A 4898-nucleotide genomic window follows, 5' to 3' on the forward strand; every position below is an offset into this window, starting at 1 on the left:
GCGCCGGTGCGAGAAGGTGGTGGTCCGCGCCTCGGCCAGGGTGACCGGATCGCCTTCCTCGTCGGCCGAAGCCGGATAGGCGTCGACCTCGTCGAGAAAGATGTAGCGCGCCGGCATCGACCGCAGCCCGGTGGCCGAGTTCGCCCCGGTCAGCACCAGGATGCCGCCCTGAAACTCCTTCGACAGCATCGAATTGCCGGCGTCGCGCGACCGGGCCGGATTGACGAGCGTGCGCAGCACTGGGCTTTCCGCGATCAGCGGATCGATCCGGCCGCGCGAGGTCCGCTTGGCCATCTCGACGGTCGGCAGCACCGCCAGCATCGGTCCCGGTGCATGGTGGATGACGAAGCCGATCCAGTTGTTTCCGGCCTCGGTGGCGCCGACCTGCGCGGCCTTCATGAAGCTGATCCGCTGCGCCGGGTGGCGGGGCGAGAGCGCATCCATGATCTCGCGCAAATAGGGCGTCCGTGCCGTCCGATACCGCCCCGGTTCGGCCGAGGCGCGCGACGACAGCCAGCGATGCCGATCCGCCCATTCCGACACCGTCAGGTCCGGATCGGGGCGCATGCCGCTGCGCCAGACCCGCAGCAGATCCTCGGCGCCGTCGAAATCGAGGTCGAGGCCCTCCGTCAGGTCGCCTTGGGGCTGGTCGTGGTCTGTTTCCCCCTCACCCGAGGGAAACCCGGAGATCGGCGAGGGCGTCGAGTTGCGCTCTGACATGGGTTTCCAGCACCCTCTGCAGGATCGCGGCCTCGATCGTCACCGGCTTGCCGGATTGTTTTTCCACCTCCGCGGCCACTTCGGCCGCCATCAGTGCCGCCACACGGGCGGGCCAGGTCACCCAGACATCGCGCTCCTGCCGCGCGAGCCGAAACACCAGCGTCTCGGCCCGGGCCCGATCCACCAGCGTCCCCTTTTTCTTCTGGATCCCCAGCTGCTTTTCCTGCGCCTGGTAGACCGTCAGCGCGGTGCGGGCCTTCAGATAGGACGAGCTGTCGGCCGGGCCGGAAAACCCGGTATCGCCACCCGTGCTGCGCCGCTGCTGGTCCGGATCGGTCATCTCCGCCCGCCGCACATCGGATGCCGCCGCATTGATCGAGCCATCGTCGTACACCACCAGCCGACTGGCTCTGCGCGCCTTCTGGATCGCCCCGCGCGAGAGACCGGAATGGGCGGAATACTCGCGCTCGCTCATCCCCTTCATGTTGGCTCGGCAATCAGCAATACATTGAAAATAAATGGAAATGGTGGGCTATTTCGGTTGATTACACTCTGCGCAAGAGCGATTCCAATGGTACGTAAACGATGCATTTCAACCCCCGGAGCCGATTCATGACCATGGCCATCACCACCATCCGCCTCGACTACGCCGCCCTGCCGGCGCGCTTCGATCCCAGCCGCAAGGACGCCAACGCCGAGGCGATCAAGGCGGAACTGCACAAGCGCGGCATCAAGGCCGACGCCTCGGACGTGATCTCGCACCTGAAGATCGAACTGCCGACCGCGCAGCTGGCCGCCGCCAGCGCCGTGCTGGCCGATCTCCAGCTGATCTGAGGCAACCCGATGAGCACCCGCCGCGCCACCGATAATTCAGCAGCCCTCGACGCCTTCCTTGCGAAAAAGATCGAGATCGACAGCATGCTGGCCCGGCTGCAGGCCCTCAGCGCCGATCATTTCGAGGCCCACCCCGACGAGATCCATTGGGGCGATGTCGGCACACTGGAACATTACGCCAGCCTGCTGCGCCGGATCACCGACAGCGCCTTCAAGGAGGGCGAACATGCTGCTTGACCCCGCCCAGCGCCACCAGATCGAACAGGACGCCATCACCGCCGCATGGGAGGCCGAGCGCCTCGCCGCCTGCGATGATGCCATCGCCCTGCTGCGCGAGATCGCCGATCTGGAATGCGACGACGATGGCGACGTGATCCTTGGGGCCGATGCGGATGGGAACAACGACCTGCTGTCGCGCATCACCGCCTTCCTTGCCGCGCACGATCAGTAACAGGAACCCTCCATGACGAAACTCACCGAAACCCAGACCATCATCCTCAGCGCCGGGGCCCAGCGCCCGGACAACATCGCCCTGCCGTTGCCCAAGGGGCTGGCCGGGGCGGCGGCCAAGATGGCCGTCACGAGGATGATCGGCCACGGCTGGCTGCAGGAGGTCGATGCCAACCTCCGGCGCGGCGAGCCGCTCTGGCGCGAAACCGGCGATGGTCATGGCACCACGCTGGTCGTCACCGACGCGGGACTGCTGGCCATCGGGATCGAGCCGGTCGCGGACGAGGCGATGGCCGCCATCCGGGAAGATCCCGCCAACCCGCCGGCACTGAAACAGCCGACGCAGCGTGCCGGGACAAAACAGGCAATGCTGATCGCGATGCTGCAGCGGCCCGAAGGGGCCTCCATCGCCGAGATTGTCGCGGCCACGGGCTGGATGGGCCACTCCGCGCGTGGGGTGATCTCGGGCGTATTGAAAAAGCGGCTCGGGTTGGCGGTGACCTCCGCCAAGGAGGAGGGCAGAGGACAGGTGTACCGGCTCAACTGACTTAAAGAACAGCGGCCTTCTTCCCGGTGGCCATCTCCCAGCGTCGCACGGCGACGTCGCAATAGGCCGGGTCCAGTTCCATCGCGAAACAGCGTCGCCCGGCGCGTTCGGCCGCGACCAGCTGGGTGCCGGAACCGCAGAACGGCTCATAGGCCAGATCGCCGGGATCGGAAAACGCCGTCAGCACCGCCTCGACCAGCGCAACCGGGAACACCGCCGGATGCGAACCAGCCGCCCCCAGCCCGCCCTTGTGGCGCATGATGCGGAAGACGGAGTCGGGGATGCGGTGACTCTGGATCGCATTGCCGCTGCCGGTCTTGGCCTGGACAGTGCCGTCGGCGCCGCGCAGCCCGCCGCCGCCCAAGGTCTCGCCTGCGTGTTTGGACGGGACGGTCTTGTGCGGTTTGCGCGGGGCGCGGTTGAAGTGGAAGATGAACTCGTGCGAGGGCGCGAGACGCCCCTGCCAGTCGCCCGGCAGGCCGGGCCCCTGATCCCACACATACCAGCCGAACCGTCGCCAGCCTGATTTGCGCATCCAGTCCACCCATCCTTCCCAATAGGGCTGCCATTCGCAATCGCGATGGACGAGGCCGAGGTTGACCAGCAGCTGCGCGTCCTCGGTCACCGGGGCCGCGGCGAAGACGCCTTGCATCAGCGCATCCCAATCGCCGAGTTTTTCCTTGGCCGCGCCGTAGTCACGCTGCTGGGCATAGGGCGGCGAGGTGAACATCAGGGTCGCCTCGGCCTCACCCATCAGCCGGGCTACCGCTGCCGGATCGGTGGCATCACCGCAGCACAGGCGATGCGCGCCCAGCGCCCAGATGTCGCCCGGTCGGGTGATCGGCTCAGTGGGGGCCTCGGGGATGGCATCGGCGGTGTCGTCATCGATGGGCGCGCGGTCATCACCGTTGGCATCGTGCAGCAGGGTGTCGAGCTCGTCTTCGGGAATGCCGATCAGGCCGAGGTCGAAGTCGTCAGCCAACAGCCCGCGCAGTTCCTCGAGCAGCAGCGCCTCGTCCCAGCCGCCCAATTCGGTGAGCTTGTTGTCGGCGATGCGATAGGCGCGGCGCTGGGCTTCGGTCAGATGACCCAGCACGATCACCGGGGCTTTGGCCAGCCCCAGTTGCACGGCAGCCAGGACGCGGCCATGGCCGGCGATCAGCTCGCCGTCGGCGGCAACCAGCACCGGCACGGTCCAGCCGAACTCGGCCATGCTGGCGGCGATCCTGGCGACCTGATCGGCGTCATGGGTCTTGGCGTTGCGGGCGTAGGGCTTCAGTCGGGCGAGGGACCAATGCTCAATCCGGCCCGGCAGCAGCGGCGCGTTCATGCCGCGAGCCTTTTCGCTTTCAGGCTGGCGAAGCTCTCGCCGGTCTCTGCCAGCACGGCTTCATCGCCGGTGAATTGCTGCCAGCGTTCGACGGCGACATCGACATAGGCCGGGTTCAATTCGATACCGAAACAAAGCCGGCCGGTGGTTTCCGCCGCGATCAGCGTGGTGCCGGAGCCCATGAAGGGTTCAAACACCGCCTGACCGGGGCTGGAATTGTTCAGGATCGGGCGGCGCATGCATTCGACCGGCTTCTGCGTGCCATGCACGGTGGCGGCATCCTGATCGCGGTTGGCGATCTGCCACAGGGTGGTTTGCTTGCGATCCCCAGCCCAGTGGCCCTTGCCCTTCGCTCGCACCGCATACCAGCACGGCTCGTGCTGCCAGTGGTAGTCGCCGCGGCTGAGAACCAGCCGATCCTTGGCCCAGATGATCTGCGACCGCACAGCGAAACCAGCAGCCGTCAGGCTGTCGGCCACGGTCGCCGCATGCAACGCACCGTGCCAGACATAGGCAACATCGCCGGGGAACAGCGCCCACGCTTCGCGCCAGTCGGCGCGGTCGTCGTTCAGCACCTTCCCGGTGCGGCGGGTTTTGGTCGCCCCCGCCTGGTTGCGCCAGGACGGGTCGTATTCGACGCCATATGGCGGATCGGTGACCATCAAGAGCGGCTTCACATCGCCCAGAAGCCGCCCGACCACGTCGGCGGAGGTGCTGTCGCCGCAGATCAGCCGGTGCGCGCCCAGCTGCCAGAGGTCGCCCGCAACCGATACCGGCGTGACCGGCGGTTCGGGAATGTCATCCTCGCCCTCGACCGCGCCATCGCCGCCCATCGCCTCGGGATCGCGCAGCAGGGCGTCCAGATCCTCGTCGGTGATGCCCAGCAGCGACAGGTCGAAATCCTCGGCCAGCAGCCCGGCGATCTCGTCGCGAAGCATGGTCTCGTCCCATTCGCCCAGCTCGGTCAGCTTGTTGTCGGCGATGCGGTAGGCCCGGCGTTCGGCCTCGTCGAGATGG

At 67.0% G+C, this 4898-nt stretch carries 8 protein-coding genes; 4 read left to right on the plus strand and 4 right to left on the minus strand.

Annotated features, from left to right (window positions below; translation table 11 throughout):
* Window positions 1-720: phage terminase large subunit family protein (locus E3D03_RS20000; RefSeq protein ID WP_263568412.1), on the minus strand; the 720-nt coding region annotated here is incomplete at its 3' end.
* Window positions 668-1204 carry a hypothetical protein gene (locus E3D03_RS20005; protein WP_263568413.1) on the minus strand — a complete coding sequence of 179 codons (537 nt, stop codon included), beginning with the start codon at window positions 1202-1204 and terminating at the stop codon, window positions 668-670. The genes E3D03_RS20005 and E3D03_RS20000, both read right to left, overlap by 53 nt.
* A 128-nt stretch (window positions 1205-1332) precedes the next feature.
* Between E3D03_RS20005 and E3D03_RS20010 the strand changes: the two genes are divergently transcribed.
* The 4 genes from E3D03_RS20010 to E3D03_RS20025 are packed head-to-tail and all read left to right on the plus strand — an operon-like array spanning window position 1333 to window position 2551.
* Window positions 1333-1554, plus strand: a complete 222-nt coding sequence (locus tag E3D03_RS20010) for a hypothetical protein (RefSeq protein ID WP_263568414.1) — start codon at window positions 1333-1335, stop codon at window positions 1552-1554.
* Between the two features lie 9 nt (window positions 1555-1563).
* Window positions 1564-1791 carry a hypothetical protein gene (locus E3D03_RS20015; RefSeq protein ID WP_263568415.1) on the plus strand — a complete coding sequence of 76 codons (228 nt, stop codon included), beginning with the start codon at window positions 1564-1566 and terminating at the stop codon, window positions 1789-1791.
* On the plus strand, window positions 1781-2005 hold the full coding sequence (locus E3D03_RS20020) for a hypothetical protein (RefSeq protein ID WP_263568416.1): 225 nt from the start codon (window positions 1781-1783) through the stop codon (window positions 2003-2005). The genes E3D03_RS20015 and E3D03_RS20020 overlap by 11 nt, the downstream gene beginning before the upstream one ends.
* A 12-nt stretch (window positions 2006-2017) precedes the next feature.
* The gene (locus E3D03_RS20025) at window positions 2018-2551 is read left to right on the plus strand and encodes a DUF3489 domain-containing protein (RefSeq protein ID WP_263568417.1); all 534 of its coding nucleotides are present in this window, start codon (window positions 2018-2020) and stop codon (window positions 2549-2551) included.
* A 1-nt stretch (window position 2552) separates the two neighbouring features.
* Here E3D03_RS20025 and E3D03_RS20030 read toward each other — a convergent pair whose 3' ends face one another.
* Both E3D03_RS20030 and E3D03_RS20035 read right to left on the minus strand, forming a co-directional pair.
* Entirely contained in the window at window positions 2553-3881 is a 1329-nt protein-coding gene (locus E3D03_RS20030) for a site-specific DNA-methyltransferase (protein ID WP_263568418.1), read from the minus strand.
* Window positions 3878-4898: DNA modification methylase (locus E3D03_RS20035; RefSeq protein ID WP_263568419.1), on the minus strand; the 1021-nt coding region annotated here is incomplete at its 5' end. The genes E3D03_RS20035 and E3D03_RS20030, both read right to left, overlap by 4 nt.

Source organism: Paracoccus sp. DMF, from assembly GCF_004407025.1.
Taxonomy (GTDB): domain Bacteria; phylum Pseudomonadota; class Alphaproteobacteria; order Rhodobacterales; family Rhodobacteraceae; genus Paracoccus; species Paracoccus aminovorans_B.